Raw genomic sequence first — 13,716 nt, 5'->3', positions numbered from 1 at the left:
TGCGAGTCAGAGAGAGGGCTTCGCGATTCGCGACTACTCGTAGCGGCCGACGATGGCCACGCTCGCGATGTTCTCGCGCGGTGCACCGCCAAGATTGTGCGTCATGCCGATGCGCGGGTCCTTGAGCTGGCGGGGGCCAGCCTTGCCCTGAATCTGCAGGTACATCTCGTAGAGCATGCGCAGGCCCGAGGCGCCGATCGGATGGCCGAAGCACTTGAGACCGCCGTCGATCTGGCAGGGGATCTTGCCGTCGGCGTCGTAGAAGCCGTCGAGCACGTCCTTCCAGCCCTTGCCCGTTTCGGAAATGTGCAGGTCTTCCATGGTCACCAGCTCCGTGACCGAGAAGCAGTCATGGACCTCGAACATCGACACTTCGTCGCGCGGGTTCTTGATGCCGGCCTCTTCGTAGGCCTTCTTGGAAGCGATGCGGGTCGTGTGGAAGTAGCTGCCGTCCCACGAATTGTGGCCCGACTCGGAGCCGTTCGAGACCGAGAGCTGCAGCGCCTTGACGCTGACGATGTCGTGCTTGCCGAGCGCCTTGGCGATCTCCGGCGTGGTCACGATGGCCGCGGCCGCGCCGTCCGACACGCCGCAGCAGTCGAACAGGCCGAGCGGCGAGGCGATCATCGGCGCGTTGAGGATGGTGTCCATCTCGACGGCCTTCTGGAGATGGGCCTTCGCATTCTTCGCGCCGTTCTGGTGGCTCTTCCACGAGACGTGGCCGATCGCCTTCTTGAGGTCCTCGCCGCTCACGCCATGCGCCGTCATGTAGGCGGTGGCGAGCTGGGCGAAGTTGCCGGGCGCGGTGCCGTTGGCGTTCCACAGGGCCTGCAGCGGACCGCCGCGACCGCCGGGGAGGCCGCCGTAGCCGGTGTCCTTCAGCTTCTCGACGCCGAGCGCCAGGGCGAAGTCGGCGGCGCCGGAGGCCACCGCATAACAGGCACCGCGGAAGGCCTCGGTGCCGGAGGCGCACATGTTTTCGACATGCGTCACCGGGATGTTGGGCAGGCGCAGCGTCATGCTGAGCGGGATGCCCGACTTGCCGACATGGACCTCGTCGATGGCGGTCGAGAACCACGCCGCCTGCAGCTGGTTCTGGTCGATGCCGGCGTCCTTCAGGCATTCCTTGTAGGCTTCGAGCATCAGCTCTTCGGCGCCGCTGTCCCAGCGTTCGCCGAACTTCGAGCAGCCCATGCCGAGAATTGCGACCTTGTCCTTGATACCACGAGCCATTGCAGGTCTCCTTGGTGGTGAAGTTGAACTCTTGAAACTAACGAAACTCTTGAACCGGGAAAGCGATCCGAGCCGACAGGCTCAAACCGGAGTCGCCTTCCAGAAGTAACGCTTGAAGCCACCGCGCATCTGGTCGTTGTCGCGGATGCGGAAGGTCATGCGCATCTTGGCGCCGACCTTCACCTGATCCTTGTCGCTGTCCGTAAAGTCGGCCATGAACCGCCCGCCCTCGGGGAAGGTGATCATGCCGTAGTACGCCGGCGGGTCCGGCGAATAGGTGAGCGAGTCGGCAGTGAACGACATCACCGAACATTCCAGTCCGGCCATCCCATAGGGATCCTGGCTGTCCATCGCATGGCAGTTCGGATTGACGCAGACCTGACTGCGCGGGAACTGCACGGTGCCGCACACCCTGCATTTGCCGCCGACCAGACCGTAGATCATGTCGCGCTTGCGCCACAGGACCGACAGCGCGGTTTTCTTGTCGAACTCCGCGCGCATGCCCTTGTCGATCGGCAGCATGTCGTTGAAGGCGAGGAACTTCATGTAGTTCTTCTCTTCCTTCCGGCGCGCCATCCAGCCGGACAGGCCCTTGCGCTTGGGCAGCTTGTCGTTCTCGGCCGTGACCTCGAAGACCAGCGTATCGACGCCCTGGCCGAAGGCCACGACCATGATCTTGTCGCCCGCCTTGGCGCTTTCCAGCGCATCGACCAGCATGACGAGCGCATGCGCCGCGCCGGTATCGCCCAGCGAAGCGCCCATCAGGTCACGCACCGTGCTCTCGCCGATACCCGCCATCTTGGCCATCAGCTTGGGCACCGCCGGCATCAGGCTGGGCATGATGAAGTGGGTGATGTCGCCGCCGGTGAGCTTGCAGGCCACAAGTGCCGCCTTGATCGCGGGCGGCACGATCTTCGAGTAGCCCTCGTCGCGGATCCAGCGCTCTTCCCAACCGTAATCGAACTCGGCGTCCTCACCGCGGAAGTGATCGACGAAGTCCATCGACACGGAATGGTGGCCGACCAGCTTGGCGATCACGTTCTCGGTGCCGCAGAGCAGCGCCGCCGCGCCATCGCCGTAGTTGAGTTCGTTGGCCGAAGCGACGCGGGCCATCCGCTTGTCGGCGGCGGCCACCAGAGACGGCGCACCGTCCTTGGAGGCGTTGAGGCCGGCGATGAGGGCCGAGGTGCCGGCCTTCAGCGAGCCGCCGATGTCGGTGGCCGAGAGGTTCTGCTCGACGTTCAGCGCCGTGCTGATCACGCCGGCATTCTGGCGATCCTTGAAGGGATGCGTGGTCGAGGCGAAGTAGATGTTGCGGACGTCTTCGGCCTTGTGGCTGGTCAGGCAGTCGCGCGACGCCTCGACCGCCATGGTGATCGAATCCTCGTCCCAGTTGGCCATCGAGCGCTCGCCCTTGGCGAGGCCGCGCAGGCCGGCGGCGAACCACTTGTTGGCGTCATAGACGGCCTGACGGTTGAGACGAAGGCGCGGCACATAGGCGCCATAGGCCACGATTCCGACCATCGTTCTTCTTCCTCCACCTGGTCCGACCGAAGTCGGTTCATGAACGAGCGTTTATGCCGTCGCTCTTAGCGCGCTCGCCCCGGCCGGGCGAGCCGCTTTTCCAAATCGTGGCGTATTCTGCGGAATTATCTTCCGGTCTGCGGAACTCCGCCGCCAGCCGGCATTTCGCGGATGAGATTACGGTACCCGGCGCCCTCCGGGATATGCAGGAACTTCTTGCCGTCCTTCTCTTCGACCCAGGGCTGGACGGTGACGATCTTGCGCGCCCCAGCCGCCGCGATCGCGCCAGCGACCGTCTTGCCCTCGGCCAGCAGCTCGAGATTCTTCGTCGTGGCGTGGACCAGCGTCCGCTTGCCGGCCTTCGCCTCCTCGATCGCTTCCTGAGGGCCGATCCAGACAGAGTCCGTCGATTCCGACCCGTCGTGCAGGGCGATCTGATCCTCCGGCGCCTCGGCAAGGAAGAACCAGGTGTCGAAGCGCTTCGGCACGAAGGTCGGCGTGATCCAGTGCGCGTAGGGCGTCATCAGCTCGGTCGCGATCTCGAGATCCTCGGCCTCGACCATGTCGACAATGCTCGCCTCGTCCTTGGCGAGCTTGGCGCGCCAGCGCTCCTCGATGCCCTTGAGGTCAGCGGCCCCGATCAGCGCGCGCTGGCCGCGCTTGCGGGCCAGCAGGACGCCGCATTCCTCGAAGGCCTCGCGCACGCCGGCGACCCGGAACTTGAGCTCGCCATCGTCGATCTTGTCGGCCCCGCCGCAGCGCGCCCGAAGAGACGGGGCGCCGTCGGCCTCCTCCAGCTTGCCGCCGGGAAAAACGAGTGCACCGGAGAACGAATCGATCTGGTGATGACGGACCACCATGAACACTTCGAGCGGCGATCCGGCGTCGCCCGGCTGGGACGGCCGCAGCAGCAACACGGTGGTGGCGGGCCGCGGCGCGGCGCCCTCTTTCTTGGGTTCGGTCATCTCTTCCTGCATTCCTGTGACACTTCAATGTCCCATACAACCGGCGACAGTGCCATTGCGCGGGTGTATCCTGACATTGTCCATTCCGCTCTGAAGGAGCATCGCCATGACAATGTCCACCAACACTCAGCTTCCTCCCAATCTCGCAGAGGGCCTCAAGGTCCTGCGCGCCAAGTGGGGATGGATCGTGGCCCTGGGCGTCGTATTCCTGATCGCCGGCTTCATCGCGCTGGGCAGTGCCGTCGCCGCAACCGCCTCGGCCGTGATGATCGTCGGCATCATGATGATCATGGGCGGCGTCGCGGAAATCTTCGCCGCCTTCAGCGTCAAGGGCTGGGGCAAGTTCATCGTCTGGATGCTGCTGGGCGCGCTCTATGTCGGCGCCGGCATCATCGCCATCGGCAACCCCTTCGCCGCGGCCACCATCCTGACGCTCATGCTGGGCGCGGCTCTCGTGGCCGGCGGCGTGCTGCGCATCTTCCTCGCCTTCAGCATGAAGTCTGCCGGCAAGCCGTGGGGCTGGGTCGTCGTGTCCGGTCTCGTGACCCTCCTGCTGGGCGCTATGATCATCGCCCAGTGGCCGGCCTCCAGCTTCTTCGTGCTCGGCATCTTCCTCGGCATCGACCTGATCTTCATCGGGTCGGGCTGGGTGACGATGGGCCTGGCGCTGAAGAACCGCCCCGCCGCCTGAGGCCTACTTCCGGGTCGGATCCTCGGCCACCTGCACCAGCAGCTTGCCGAAGTTCCGGCCCTTCAGGAGGCCGATGAAGGCCTCGGGCGCGTTCTCGATGCCCTTCACGATATCCTCGCGATACTTGATCGTGCCGGCCTTCACTGCGGCCGGCACTTCCTTCCAGAAGTCGGCCATCTGGCCGAAGTGATCGGAGACGATGAACCCAGTCACGGTGGCGCGCTTGATCAGCAGCAGGCGCCAGTCGGGACCGGGGTTCATCTGCATCTCGTTGTATTGCGAGATCAGGCCACAGAGCGGCACCCGCGCGAAGTCGTTGAGTTGTGGCACCACGGCCGCCTGCACTGCCCCGCCGACATTCTCGAAATAGACGTCGATGCCCTTGGGCGCCGCGGCCCGCAGCTCCTTGAACAGGTTGCCCCCGGCCGCGCGATAGTCGACGCAGGCATCGAAGCCCAGCTCGTTCACGACGTAGTCGCACTTCTCCTTGCCGCCGGCGATGCCGACCGCGCGACAGCCCCGAAGCTTGGCAAGCTGGCCGACCACCGAGCCGACGGCGCCGGACGCTGCCGACACCACGACGGTCTCGCCCGCCTTGGGCTTGCCGATCTCCATCAGCCCCCACCAGGCCGTCATGCCGGGCATGCCCAGCACCGACAGCGCGGTCGAGAGCGGCGCGGCATCGGGATCGAGCTTCATCGACATGTCGCCCGTCGACACGGCGTAGCTCTGCCAGCCGGCATACTCGACGACATAGTCGCCTTCCTTGAAGCGCGGGTTCTTCGACTTCACGACCTGGCCCACCGTGCCACCGACCATCGCGTCGCCGAGATTGACGTTCGACGCGTAGCCTTTCGTCTCCGCCATGCGGCCGCGCATGTAAGGATCGAGCGACAGCCAGATCGTGCGCGACAGATACTCGCCGTCCTTCGGCTCGGGGATCGGCTGGTCGACGACGTCGAAATTGGCGGGCGTCGGTTCGCCCTGCGGACGCGACTTCAGCAGCACGCGACGATTGGTGGCCATGGAATCCTCCGTTGGTTTGCGGCACGCTATCATGCCGATGAAAGCCCGCGAAACGCTGCGCCTCGTCCTGGCCGTGCTCCTTCTGCTATGGAGTGGCGCCGTGACAGCCCACACCCTCACCGAAGACGAACGCGCCCTGATCGAGGCGACCGAGCGCAACGACGTCGAGAGGGCGCGCCGATTGATCGCCGCCGGCACCAGCGTCAACGCCCAGGACGAGAAGCGCGACAGCGCCTTCCTGCTGGCCGGCGCCGAGGGACGCCTCGAAATCCTGAAGCTCACCCTGCAGGCCGGCGCCGACCTCGCGAGCACCAACCGCTATGGCGGCACGGCGCTGATCCCGGCCTGCCATCACGGCCATGTCGAGACGGTGCGGGAATTGCTGAAGACCGCGATCGACGTGAACCACGTGAACCGGCTCGGCTGGACTGCCCTGCTCGAGGTGGTGATCCTGGGCGACGGCGGACCGGCCTATGTCGAAATCACGCGCCTGCTGCTCGCGCACGGCGCCGACGTCAATCTTCCCGACAACCAGGGCGTCACACCGCTCGGTCACGCAAGACAGCGCGGCCAGCGCGAGATCGCCTCGATCCTGGAGGCCGCCGGCGGGCGCTGAATGACCGACAGGAACACTCTGACGATGTATCAGGCGGATGCGTTTTCCGATCGAGTGTTTGGCGGAAATCCGGCGGCCGTTCTTCTCCTCGATCGTTTTCTATCCGACGATCTCATGCAGGCCATCGCCGCGGAAAATAATCTGGCGGAAACGGCGTTCGCCCAGCCGCATTGCGCCGGATGGGACTTGAGGTGGTTCACCCCCACCGTCGAGGTCGATTTCTGCGGTCACGCGACTCTTGCGACGGCCCATATCCTCGCATCCGAGCATGATGTGCGCGGCGAGATGGTGTTTTTCACGCGCGTCGGCGAGCTGCGCGTTCTGCCCCTGGCCGACGGCTATCGTCTCGACATTCCGTGCCTTGCCCCCGAATTTCTCGCCGAACTGCCAGAGGCAGTGGAAGCGCTTTTTTCGGATGTGCGCGGGCAACGGTTCCGGAACTTCGAAAACCTGTATGTGGAGCTCGCGGACGAAGCCGCGGTCCGCTCCTTTGTTCCGGACCTTCATCGGATCGCAAAGCTGGGACCCGTCGGACTAGTCGTCACGGCGCGAGGCAACACCGATGACTTCGTGTCGCGCTACTTCGCTCCCGGTGCGGGGATTTCCGAGGATCCGGTGACAGGTTCGATCCATGCCACTCTCGTTCCGTTCTGGGCAAACAAGCTCGGCAAGAACAAGATGTCGGCGTTCCAGGCATCCGCTCGTGGCGGGCGCCTGCTTTGCGAGTTGAAGGACGACCGGGTGCTCATCACCGGCAAGGTGACGACCTTCATGAAAGCCGAGGTTTATCTTCCTTCGTCCGCGAACATTGCCCAACCAACAAGGCCCTAGCGATGCGTACCTATGTCTGCCTCCCCGGCGCCTGGATGGGCGCCTGGACCTGGAAGTTCGTGATCGAACGCCTGACTGCGGCGGGCCATGACGCCCGCGCGCTGCCCTTTCGCGGCGTCGGCGAGCGCGCGGCGGAACTGTCGCCCGAACTCGACAACGACGTGTTCCTCGCCGACACGATCGCCACCCTGGAGCAGGAAGACCTGCGCGACATCGTGCTGGTCGGCCACAGTTTCGGCAGCCTGATCGCCACGATGGTCACCGATCGTATTCCCGACCGGATCGGCCATCTCGTCATCATCGACGGCGGCATCGCGACCGACGGCCAGTCGATCTTCGGACGCATCCCGCCCGAGATCGTGGCCAAGCGGAAGAAGCTGATAAAGATCGTGAACGGCACCGAGGTGCTGCCCTTCGCGCCGGTCGGCAGCCTGATCATCGACGATCCGGAACTGGCGGCCTGGACCCACAGCCATCTCACGCCGCATCCGCTCGCCTGCTACACCAAGCCGATCACGCTGCATCATCCCGCCGGCAACGGCCGCCCGATGACCTACGTCGCCTGCACCAAGCCGCGCTATCCCGTGTCGGCCGGCATGCACGAGAAGGTCCAGGCGATGCCGCATGTCCGCTATCGGTCCATCGAGGCCGGCCACAACTGCATCCTCTCGGCCCCGGACCTGGTGGCCGCCGAGTTGCTGGCGATTCCGCGTTAGCAGGGGCCGCTAAAACGGCTCCTTGTACGGGCGCAGGTCGATCTCGTGGGTCCAGGCGCTGCGGTGCTGGCGGTGGAGATGCCAGTAGCTGTCGGCAATCGCGTCGATGTTCAGCAGCCCGTCCGGCCCGGCCTTCTCGACGCGGTCGGGCATGCGCGAGAGCAGACGTTCGCCCTCGATGCCGCCGTCGATGATGGCATGCGCGACATGGATGCCCTGAGGACCGAACTCGCGCGCCATCGACTGCACCAGCAGCCTAAGTCCGCCCTTGGTCGCGTTGAAGGCGGCGAAGCGCGGCCGGCCGCGCAGCGAGCCCGAGGCGCCGGTGAAGATCACGGTGCCGCGCCCGAGCGGCGCCAGCCGGCGCATGGCTTCCCGGCCGAACAGGAAGCCGGCAAAGCAGCCGACCCGCCACGACTCCTCGAAATGCTGCGCCGTCATCTCGCGGAAATCGACGGCGGCGTTGTTGCCCATGTTGAACACCAGCAGGTCGGCCGGCGCGCCGTCCGCATCATCTTCCATCGCCTTGTCGAACAGCGCGACGACCTCGTCCTCCTTCGTGCCGTCGACCACGACCGCCGTCGCCGAGCCGCCGGCCTCGCGGATTCCCTGCACCACCTTGTCGATCTTCCGTTCGGTGCGACCGGCGACCAGCACGTGATAGCCTTCTTTCGCAAAGCGGCCGCTCGCCGCCGCGCCCAGGCCGCGCTCGGCGCCCACGCCCAGCACCACCGCCTTCGTCTTCTTCGCCATGTTCGCTCCTCGCAACGCTGTTGCGCAGAACTTGCGGTGCCTCAGGCCCCTTCGCTACGGTCGATCGCATGAAATTAGCTCCGTACCCCATGATCGATCTCGACCTCGCGGCGCCGCTCGATCGCCATCCTGCCACCGTGCTGCCCGACTGGATCGACTGGAACGGCCACATGAACGTGGGCTACTACGTCGTGGCCTTCGACAAGGCGACCGACACGCTGTGCCAGCAATTCGCCTGCGGCTTCGAATATACGCGCGATGAAATCGGTATGACCTTCGTGCTCGAGGCGCACGTGACTTACGACCGCGAGGTCAAGGAAGGCGATCCCCTTCGCATCACCACGCAGATCCTCGACCACGACGCCAAACGCATCCACTACATCCACATGATGTATCATGCGACGGAAGGCTATCTCGCCGCCACCAACGAACTCATGCTGATGAACATCGACTACAAGACCCGCCGCTCGGCGCCGTGGCCCGACTTCGCCATGGAGCGTATCGAGAAGCTCGCCGCGGCGCATGCCGTCCTCCCCCGCCCGGCCCAGGCCGGCCGCCTCATCGGAATCAAGAAGAAGTAACAGCGTCCATGCTTCAGTCCCTGCCGTACGAACTTCCCGAACTGATCACCCGCGCCCCGCTCGACACCCACCGTTCCACGGTCGTTCCCGAATGGGTCGACTGGAACGGCCACATGAACGTGGCCTTCTACGTCACCGCCTTCGACCAGGCGTCAGGCGCGTTCATGCGCAACATGGGGCTGGGCCGCCGCTACGTCGACGGCAAGCTCGGCATGACCTTCGTGCTGGAAACCCATGTCACCTACGATCGCGAGCTCCGGGAAGGTGCGCCGCTGCGCTTCACCACCCAGCTCCTCGCGCGCGACGCCAAGAAGGTCCATCTTTTCCACGAGATGTATCATGCCGAGCAGGATTATCTGGCGGCGACCAACGAGACGATCCTGATGAACATCGACTACACCTCGCGCCGCTCCGCACCGTGGCCGGTGCCGGTGACAGAGCGCCTCGACGCGATCTGGGAGACCCACAAGCCTCTGCCCAAGCCGGCCAAGGCCGGCCGGGTCATGGGTCTCGCCAAGCGATGATGGTTGGCGAGGCGATCCTGACCACGCCTCGCCTGGCCCTCCGAAGCGGGTTCACAAACGAAATAGACGAAATATCCGAAACAAACGAAACCAGTGTCGCACCCCTGTACACGTGTCGGGGCAGACCGTCGCCGCAACAATGTTGCGCACCGGCGCTTCACAAAGGCCTATTTCAGCAACCCGCTAGTCGCCCGCAAGCTTCGCCAGCGCCTCGCCGCTCAGGCGATAGGGCAGCCAGTTGCGGATCCAGCGATAGCCCAGGCGCTCGTAGAAGCCGCGCGCCGGGTTCCAGTCGAGCACGTTGAGGTCGATGCGCTTGTAGCCCTTGTCGGCGCATTCGCGGGCGAGGCCCTGCATCAGCGCGCGGGCCACGCCGCCGCGGCGCTCATCGGGCACGACCCAGATGTCCTCGATGAAGATGCCGCGGGCCGCGGTCCAGACCGAATAATTGAACGTGTAGAGGACGAAGCCCACCGGCGTCGCGCCGCGCTCGCCGATCAGGGCGGCGAATTGCGGGTTGTCGCCGAACCCGTCGCGCGCCAGGGTCTCGGGCGTCGAGCGGACGGCGTCGGGCTCGTCCTCGAAAGTCGCGAGATCGACCGAGAAACGATGCAGCGTGTCGACGTCCGCGACCGTGGCCGCCCGCACGACGAGCTTTTCGAGATCAGACGGCAAGATAGCCTCCATCGACCGGGAGGATGGCGCCGGTGATGTAGCTCGCCGCCTCCGAGCACAGGAACACCACAGGCCCGGCCAGTTCCTCCGGCTGCCCGACGCGCTTCATCGGCACGTGGGCGAGGAAGCCGTCCAGCTTCTTCGAGTCGGCGCGCGTTACCTCGGTCATCGCGGTGGCGATGATGCCCGGCGCCAGCGCGTTCACCCGCACGCCGTCGGGCGCCAACTCGGTCGCGAGCGCCCGCGTGAACTGGGCCAGGGCGCCCTTCGAGACGGGATAAACACCGCTGCCGGCGGGCGCGACGAAGGAGTTGATCGAGGCGATGTTCACGATGCTGCCCTTGGTGTGCTTGAGCTGCTCGATGAAGGCCATGGTGACGTTGAACGGTCCCTGGACGTTCACCTCCATTGTGCGCTCCCAGCGCGCCCGGCCGTCCGGCTCCGTCAGGCCGCCGCGCAGGAAGATGCCGGCATTGTTGACCAGGATGCTGATCGGGCCGACCAGCAGCGAGACGTCCTGTGCCAGCTTGGTACAGCTCTCCTCGTCGGTGACGTCGAGCGCATGGCCGCGCGCCTCGCCGCCCGCCTTGACGATGCTGTCGGCGATCGCGCGTGCCGCCTCGAGGTCGATGTCGGTGACGATGACGCGCGCACCCGCCGCCGCAAGACCGCGCGCGATGGCGGCGCCGTTGCCGCGGCCCGCACCGGTGACCAGCGCCAGCCGGCCCTTGAGCGTGTCCTTCATGCTTCCTCCATCGTCTCGCGCGCGGCCCTCAGCGCCTCGCGCAGCACCGCCTCGTCGCCCACATGATTGGCCAGCAGGAGGATCAGCCGCGCGTCGAAGGCGCGACACTGCTCGTCGCTCAGATCCCGATGCGCGTCGACGATCGCGTTGTAGACATCGTCGGGGCGCGCAAGATTCAACGTGCGGCGCAGCGCGCCGGTCGTGATGTCGGCCATCGCGGTCTCCTCAGCCGTTTCCAGTCGCCCGTCTGATCGCCGCAGCAATCGCGGCTGCATCAAAGCGACGCCAGCGGGCGGCGACGTATCGGTCCGGCCGGACCAGGTAAGTCGTGCCCGGCCGCCCATCGTAGCGCTGGCGGGCAAGCCCGTCGCCCGCAATGCGGACGCAGATCACCCCGGACGGCAGGTCGCCGATCGGCACATCCGTGTCGCCGAAGGTCAGCAGGGTGAAGCCCGGCCCCAGCCGGTCGATCAGCCATCCGCTGCCGTCCCGTCCGACCGGTGCATCGAGCATCGCCCGGCCGGGGCCCGGCCCACGCAGCCAGTCGGCGTCGCCGTCCGGCGTATCGAGCGGCGAGCCCGGCTGCGCCGTCGGCACCGACAACCGGCCGCTGTTGATCAGCGCCCGGGCGAAGGGAAAGTCGCGTGCCAGCGACAGCGTGGCATCGCGAAAGACGCGCGACGCGGCGAACTTCGGCGTGATGAAGTCGGTGCTGCGCGTCGAGTTCAGGATGTTTTCCTGCGCCGCGGCACGCCGCTCGCTGCAATAGCTGTCGAGCAGCGACACCGGCGCGGTCCTCGCCAGGACCATCGCCAGCTTCCAGGCGAGGTTGTCGACATCGGCGATGGCTGCGTTGCCGCCGCGCGCGCCGAAGGGCGAAACGACATGCGCGGCATCGCCGGCGAAGACCACACGGTCGTGGACGAAGCGCTCCATCATGCGGCAAGTGAAGGTGTAGACGCTGGTCCACTCATGCTCCCAGCGCGCCTCCGGGCCGAACATCTGGCGCAGGCGCCGGTCGATGTTCTCCGGCTTCTTCTCCTCCTCCGGATCGGCATCGGGACCGAGCTGGAAATCGACCCGCAGCACGTTGTCGGCCTGGCGGTGCAGCAGGACGGAGTTGGTCGGATGGAACGGTGGGTAGAACCAGAAGCGCCGTTCCTTGGGCAACTCGCTCAGGAGGCGGATGTCGGAGATCAGGAACCGGTCGTGGAAGACCTCGCCGGGATAGGGCAGGTCCAGGAGGTGCCGCACGGTGCTGCGCACGCCGTCGCAGGCGACCAGCCAGTCGGCGTCGAGCGTGTAGCGCCCGTCCGGCGTCTCGATCTCGACCGTGACGCCGTCAGGGCCTGGCGTGACTCCCACGACCTTGTTGCGGAACCGCATCTCGATCAGCGGCTCGGCGAGGCAGCGCTCGAAGAGATACTCCTCGACGTAATATTGCTGCAGGTTCACGAAAGCCGGGAACTTGTGGCCGGGCTCGGGCTGCAGGTTGAAGCGGAAGACCGGCTTGTCGTGGAGATAGAGCTCGCCCTGCTCCCAGGTGATTCCCTTCTCCACCATGCGGCCGGCGACGCCGAACCGGTCCCAGGTTTCGAGACTGTGCTTGGCCTGGCAGATCGAGCGGCTGCCGAGGCTCACCGTATCGTCCTCGTCGAGCACGACCGACGGCACACCGCGCCGGGCGAGCGCCAGCGCCAGGGTCGGACCGGCCAGGCCGGCCCCCACGATCACGACCGGCCGGCGCCCGCCTTTGCCGTCCAGCTCTGCCGGCTTCCGGTACTCGTAGCGGCGATAGGTGTAGGAACTCATCGGAGCGCGCCACTCCAGTGGCGCTCATGATGCACCACTGGAGTGGCGCGCTCCAAAGCCGGCATCGTCACTCGGCCTTTTCGAGCGCCGCCCACATCTCGATGTCGCGCTCGGCGGTCCAGATGCGCGGATGGTCGAGCCCCTTGGCCTCGTCGTAGGCGCGGCTGACGTCGAACGGCATGCAATGCTCGAAGATGACCCAGTTGCCGTAGCGCGGCTGCAGCGCCGCCATCGCCTTGTCGTAGGCCGCCTTCAGCGAGTCGCCAGCCTCGGCGCTCTTCTCCACGACCTTGTAGAGATCGCTCAGGAAGGCCTGCGTTCCGGCGATGCCTTCCTCGACCGGCCCCTCGCCGATCAGCGCGTCGCCGCGGCCCGGCACCAGCGCCTCGGCCCTGAGGTCGCGCAGCTTCTGCAGGGTCTCCGGCCAATCCTTGTAGTGCGCGTCGCCGCAATAGGGCGTGGCGCCGTATTCGACGAGATCGCCGCTGAACAGGGTGCGTTCCTCGGGCAGCCAGACGATCGTGTCGCCCTTGGTATGCCCACGGCCGGCATGGATGATGTCGACCTGCAGCTTGCCCAGCCACAGGGTCATGCGATCCTTGAAGGTGATGGTGGGCCAGGTGAGCCCCGGAATCGTCTCGGCCGCCTGGAACAGGCGCGGGAAGCGCTGCAGCTCGGACTTGTAGTCCTGCGCGCCGCGCTCGACGATCATATCGCGCGTGGCTTCGCTGCAGATGATGTGCTCTGGCGCATAGCCGCTGGCGCCCAGGACGCGCACGGCATGGTAGTGCGACAGCACCACGTACTTGATCGGCTTGTCGGTGACGGTGCGGATGCGTTCGATCACCTGCTCCGCCATTTTCGGCGTCGCCTGGGCATCGATCACCATGACCGCGTCGTCGCCGATCACGATGCCGGTATTGGGATCACCCTCCGCGGTGAAGGCGTAGGCGTGTTCGGACAGGCGGCTGAAGGTGATCTTCTTGTCCGTCATATCCGCCTGAGAGGCGAACGCCTTGGCCAT

At 65.9% G+C, this 13,716-nt stretch carries 16 protein-coding genes; 6 read left to right on the top strand and 10 right to left on the bottom strand.

What is annotated here, in order from left to right; all coding sequences use genetic code 11:
- Positions 1 to 33 precede the first annotated feature (33 nt).
- From ACT6UX_RS06180 to ACT6UX_RS06170, 3 genes are all read right to left on the bottom strand, one after another.
- A complete protein-coding gene (locus ACT6UX_RS06180) occupies positions 34 to 1,233 on the bottom strand; it encodes an acetyl-CoA acetyltransferase (protein ID WP_444774268.1) in 1,200 nt (399 codons plus the stop codon).
- Between the two features lie 81 nt (positions 1,234 to 1,314).
- Positions 1,315 to 2,757 (bottom strand): OB-fold domain-containing protein, encoded by a 1,443-nt coding sequence (locus tag ACT6UX_RS06175; RefSeq protein WP_444774267.1) that lies wholly within the window; start codon positions 2,755 to 2,757, stop codon positions 1,315 to 1,317.
- 125 nt (positions 2,758 to 2,882) lie between these two features.
- Positions 2,883 to 3,722, bottom strand: coding sequence for an NUDIX hydrolase (locus ACT6UX_RS06170; protein ID WP_444774266.1), 840 nt, complete (start codon positions 3,720 to 3,722; stop codon positions 2,883 to 2,885).
- Positions 3,723 to 3,828: 106 nt separating this feature from the next.
- Between ACT6UX_RS06170 and ACT6UX_RS06165 the strand changes: the two genes are divergently transcribed.
- The gene (locus tag ACT6UX_RS06165) at positions 3,829 to 4,413 is read left to right on the top strand and encodes an HdeD family acid-resistance protein (RefSeq protein ID WP_444774265.1); all 585 of its coding nucleotides are present in this window, start codon (positions 3,829 to 3,831) and stop codon (positions 4,411 to 4,413) included.
- A gap of 3 nt (positions 4,414 to 4,416) precedes the next feature.
- On the opposite strand, the gene ACT6UX_RS06160 is transcribed toward ACT6UX_RS06165, so the two are convergent.
- Positions 4,417 to 5,439 carry an NADP-dependent oxidoreductase gene (locus ACT6UX_RS06160; RefSeq protein ID WP_444774264.1) on the bottom strand — a complete coding sequence of 341 codons (1,023 nt, stop codon included), beginning with the start codon at positions 5,437 to 5,439 and terminating at the stop codon, positions 4,417 to 4,419.
- Positions 5,440 to 5,470: 31 nt separating this feature from the next.
- Between ACT6UX_RS06160 and ACT6UX_RS06155 the strand changes: the two genes are divergently transcribed.
- Genes ACT6UX_RS06155 through ACT6UX_RS06145 form a run of 3 tightly spaced genes read left to right on the top strand, consistent with a single transcriptional unit; the run spans position 5,471 to position 7,602 of the window.
- Positions 5,471 to 6,055, top strand: coding sequence for an ankyrin repeat domain-containing protein (locus ACT6UX_RS06155; protein ID WP_444774263.1), 585 nt, complete (start codon positions 5,471 to 5,473; stop codon positions 6,053 to 6,055).
- Complete coding sequence (locus tag ACT6UX_RS06150; protein WP_444774262.1) at positions 6,056 to 6,886, top strand: PhzF family phenazine biosynthesis protein; 831 nt, start codon at positions 6,056 to 6,058, stop codon at positions 6,884 to 6,886.
- 2 nt (positions 6,887 to 6,888) lie between these two features.
- A complete protein-coding gene (locus ACT6UX_RS06145) occupies positions 6,889 to 7,602 on the top strand; it encodes an alpha/beta fold hydrolase (RefSeq protein WP_444774261.1) in 714 nt (237 codons plus the stop codon).
- 9 nt (positions 7,603 to 7,611) lie between these two features.
- On the opposite strand, the gene ACT6UX_RS06140 is transcribed toward ACT6UX_RS06145, so the two are convergent.
- Positions 7,612 to 8,355 carry an SDR family NAD(P)-dependent oxidoreductase gene (locus tag ACT6UX_RS06140; RefSeq protein WP_444774260.1) on the bottom strand — a complete coding sequence of 248 codons (744 nt, stop codon included), beginning with the start codon at positions 8,353 to 8,355 and terminating at the stop codon, positions 7,612 to 7,614.
- Between the two features lie 68 nt (positions 8,356 to 8,423).
- On the opposite strand from ACT6UX_RS06140, the gene ACT6UX_RS06135 reads away from it, so the two are divergent.
- Together ACT6UX_RS06135 and ACT6UX_RS06130 are read left to right on the top strand one after the other, a co-directional pair.
- Positions 8,424 to 8,936, top strand: a complete 513-nt coding sequence (locus tag ACT6UX_RS06135) for a thioesterase family protein (RefSeq protein WP_444774259.1) — start codon at positions 8,424 to 8,426, stop codon at positions 8,934 to 8,936.
- Positions 8,937 to 8,944: 8 nt separating this feature from the next.
- The gene (locus ACT6UX_RS06130; protein ID WP_444774258.1) at positions 8,945 to 9,460 is read left to right on the top strand and encodes a thioesterase family protein; all 516 of its coding nucleotides are present in this window, start codon (positions 8,945 to 8,947) and stop codon (positions 9,458 to 9,460) included.
- Between the two features lie 183 nt (positions 9,461 to 9,643).
- On the opposite strand, the gene ACT6UX_RS06125 is transcribed toward ACT6UX_RS06130, so the two are convergent.
- From ACT6UX_RS06125 to ACT6UX_RS06105, 5 genes are all read right to left on the bottom strand, one after another.
- The gene (locus ACT6UX_RS06125) at positions 9,644 to 10,135 is read right to left on the bottom strand and encodes a GNAT family N-acetyltransferase (RefSeq protein WP_444774257.1); all 492 of its coding nucleotides are present in this window, start codon (positions 10,133 to 10,135) and stop codon (positions 9,644 to 9,646) included.
- A complete protein-coding gene (locus ACT6UX_RS06120) occupies positions 10,125 to 10,880 on the bottom strand; it encodes an SDR family NAD(P)-dependent oxidoreductase (protein WP_444774256.1) in 756 nt (251 codons plus the stop codon). The genes ACT6UX_RS06125 and ACT6UX_RS06120 overlap by 11 nt, the downstream gene beginning before the upstream one ends.
- Entirely contained in the window at positions 10,877 to 11,095 is a 219-nt protein-coding gene (locus tag ACT6UX_RS06115) for a DUF2783 domain-containing protein (protein WP_444774255.1), read from the bottom strand. Before ACT6UX_RS06115 ends, ACT6UX_RS06120 begins: the two co-directional genes overlap by 4 nt.
- Positions 11,096 to 11,105: 10 nt before the next feature.
- Positions 11,106 to 12,692, bottom strand: coding sequence for an FAD-dependent oxidoreductase (locus tag ACT6UX_RS06110; protein ID WP_444774254.1), 1,587 nt, complete (start codon positions 12,690 to 12,692; stop codon positions 11,106 to 11,108).
- 67 nt (positions 12,693 to 12,759) lie between these two features.
- Positions 12,760 to 13,716 carry an MBL fold metallo-hydrolase gene (locus tag ACT6UX_RS06105; protein WP_444774253.1) on the bottom strand — a complete coding sequence of 319 codons (957 nt, stop codon included), beginning with the start codon at positions 13,714 to 13,716 and terminating at the stop codon, positions 12,760 to 12,762.

The organism is Reyranella sp. (assembly GCF_052439685.1).
GTDB lineage: Bacteria > Pseudomonadota > Alphaproteobacteria > Reyranellales > Reyranellaceae > Reyranella.
Note: the sequence above shows the minus strand (reverse complement) of the source record. Positions and strands in the feature narration are given on the sequence as shown.

Bases quoted from the DNA above. Each gene is read 5' to 3' on its own strand.
- ACT6UX_RS06180 (WP_444774268.1), bottom strand. From the start codon at position 1,233: ATGGCTCGTGGTATCAAGGACAAGGTCGCAATTCTCGGCATGGGCTGC.
- ACT6UX_RS06175 (WP_444774267.1), bottom strand. From the start codon at position 2,757: ATGGTCGGAATCGTGGCCTATGGCGCCTATGTGCCGCGCCTTCGTCTC.
- ACT6UX_RS06170 (WP_444774266.1), bottom strand. From the start codon at position 3,722: ATGACCGAACCCAAGAAAGAGGGCGCCGCGCCGCGGCCCGCCACCACC.
- ACT6UX_RS06165 (WP_444774265.1), top strand. From the start codon at position 3,829: ATGACAATGTCCACCAACACTCAGCTTCCTCCCAATCTCGCAGAGGGC.
- ACT6UX_RS06160 (WP_444774264.1), bottom strand. From the start codon at position 5,439: ATGGCCACCAATCGTCGCGTGCTGCTGAAGTCGCGTCCGCAGGGCGAA.
- ACT6UX_RS06155 (WP_444774263.1), top strand. From the start codon at position 5,471: ATGCCGATGAAAGCCCGCGAAACGCTGCGCCTCGTCCTGGCCGTGCTC.
- ACT6UX_RS06150 (WP_444774262.1), top strand. From the start codon at position 6,056: ATGACCGACAGGAACACTCTGACGATGTATCAGGCGGATGCGTTTTCC.
- ACT6UX_RS06145 (WP_444774261.1), top strand. From the start codon at position 6,889: ATGCGTACCTATGTCTGCCTCCCCGGCGCCTGGATGGGCGCCTGGACC.
- ACT6UX_RS06140 (WP_444774260.1), bottom strand. From the start codon at position 8,355: ATGGCGAAGAAGACGAAGGCGGTGGTGCTGGGCGTGGGCGCCGAGCGC.
- ACT6UX_RS06135 (WP_444774259.1), top strand. From the start codon at position 8,424: ATGAAATTAGCTCCGTACCCCATGATCGATCTCGACCTCGCGGCGCCG.
- ACT6UX_RS06130 (WP_444774258.1), top strand. From the start codon at position 8,945: ATGCTTCAGTCCCTGCCGTACGAACTTCCCGAACTGATCACCCGCGCC.
- ACT6UX_RS06120 (WP_444774256.1), bottom strand. From the start codon at position 10,880: ATGAAGGACACGCTCAAGGGCCGGCTGGCGCTGGTCACCGGTGCGGGC.
- ACT6UX_RS06115 (WP_444774255.1), bottom strand. From the start codon at position 11,095: ATGGCCGACATCACGACCGGCGCGCTGCGCCGCACGTTGAATCTTGCG.
- ACT6UX_RS06110 (WP_444774254.1), bottom strand. From the start codon at position 12,692: ATGAGTTCCTACACCTATCGCCGCTACGAGTACCGGAAGCCGGCAGAG.
- ACT6UX_RS06105 (WP_444774253.1), bottom strand. From the start codon at position 13,716: ATGGCCAAGGCGTTCGCCTCTCAGGCGGATATGACGGACAAGAAGATC.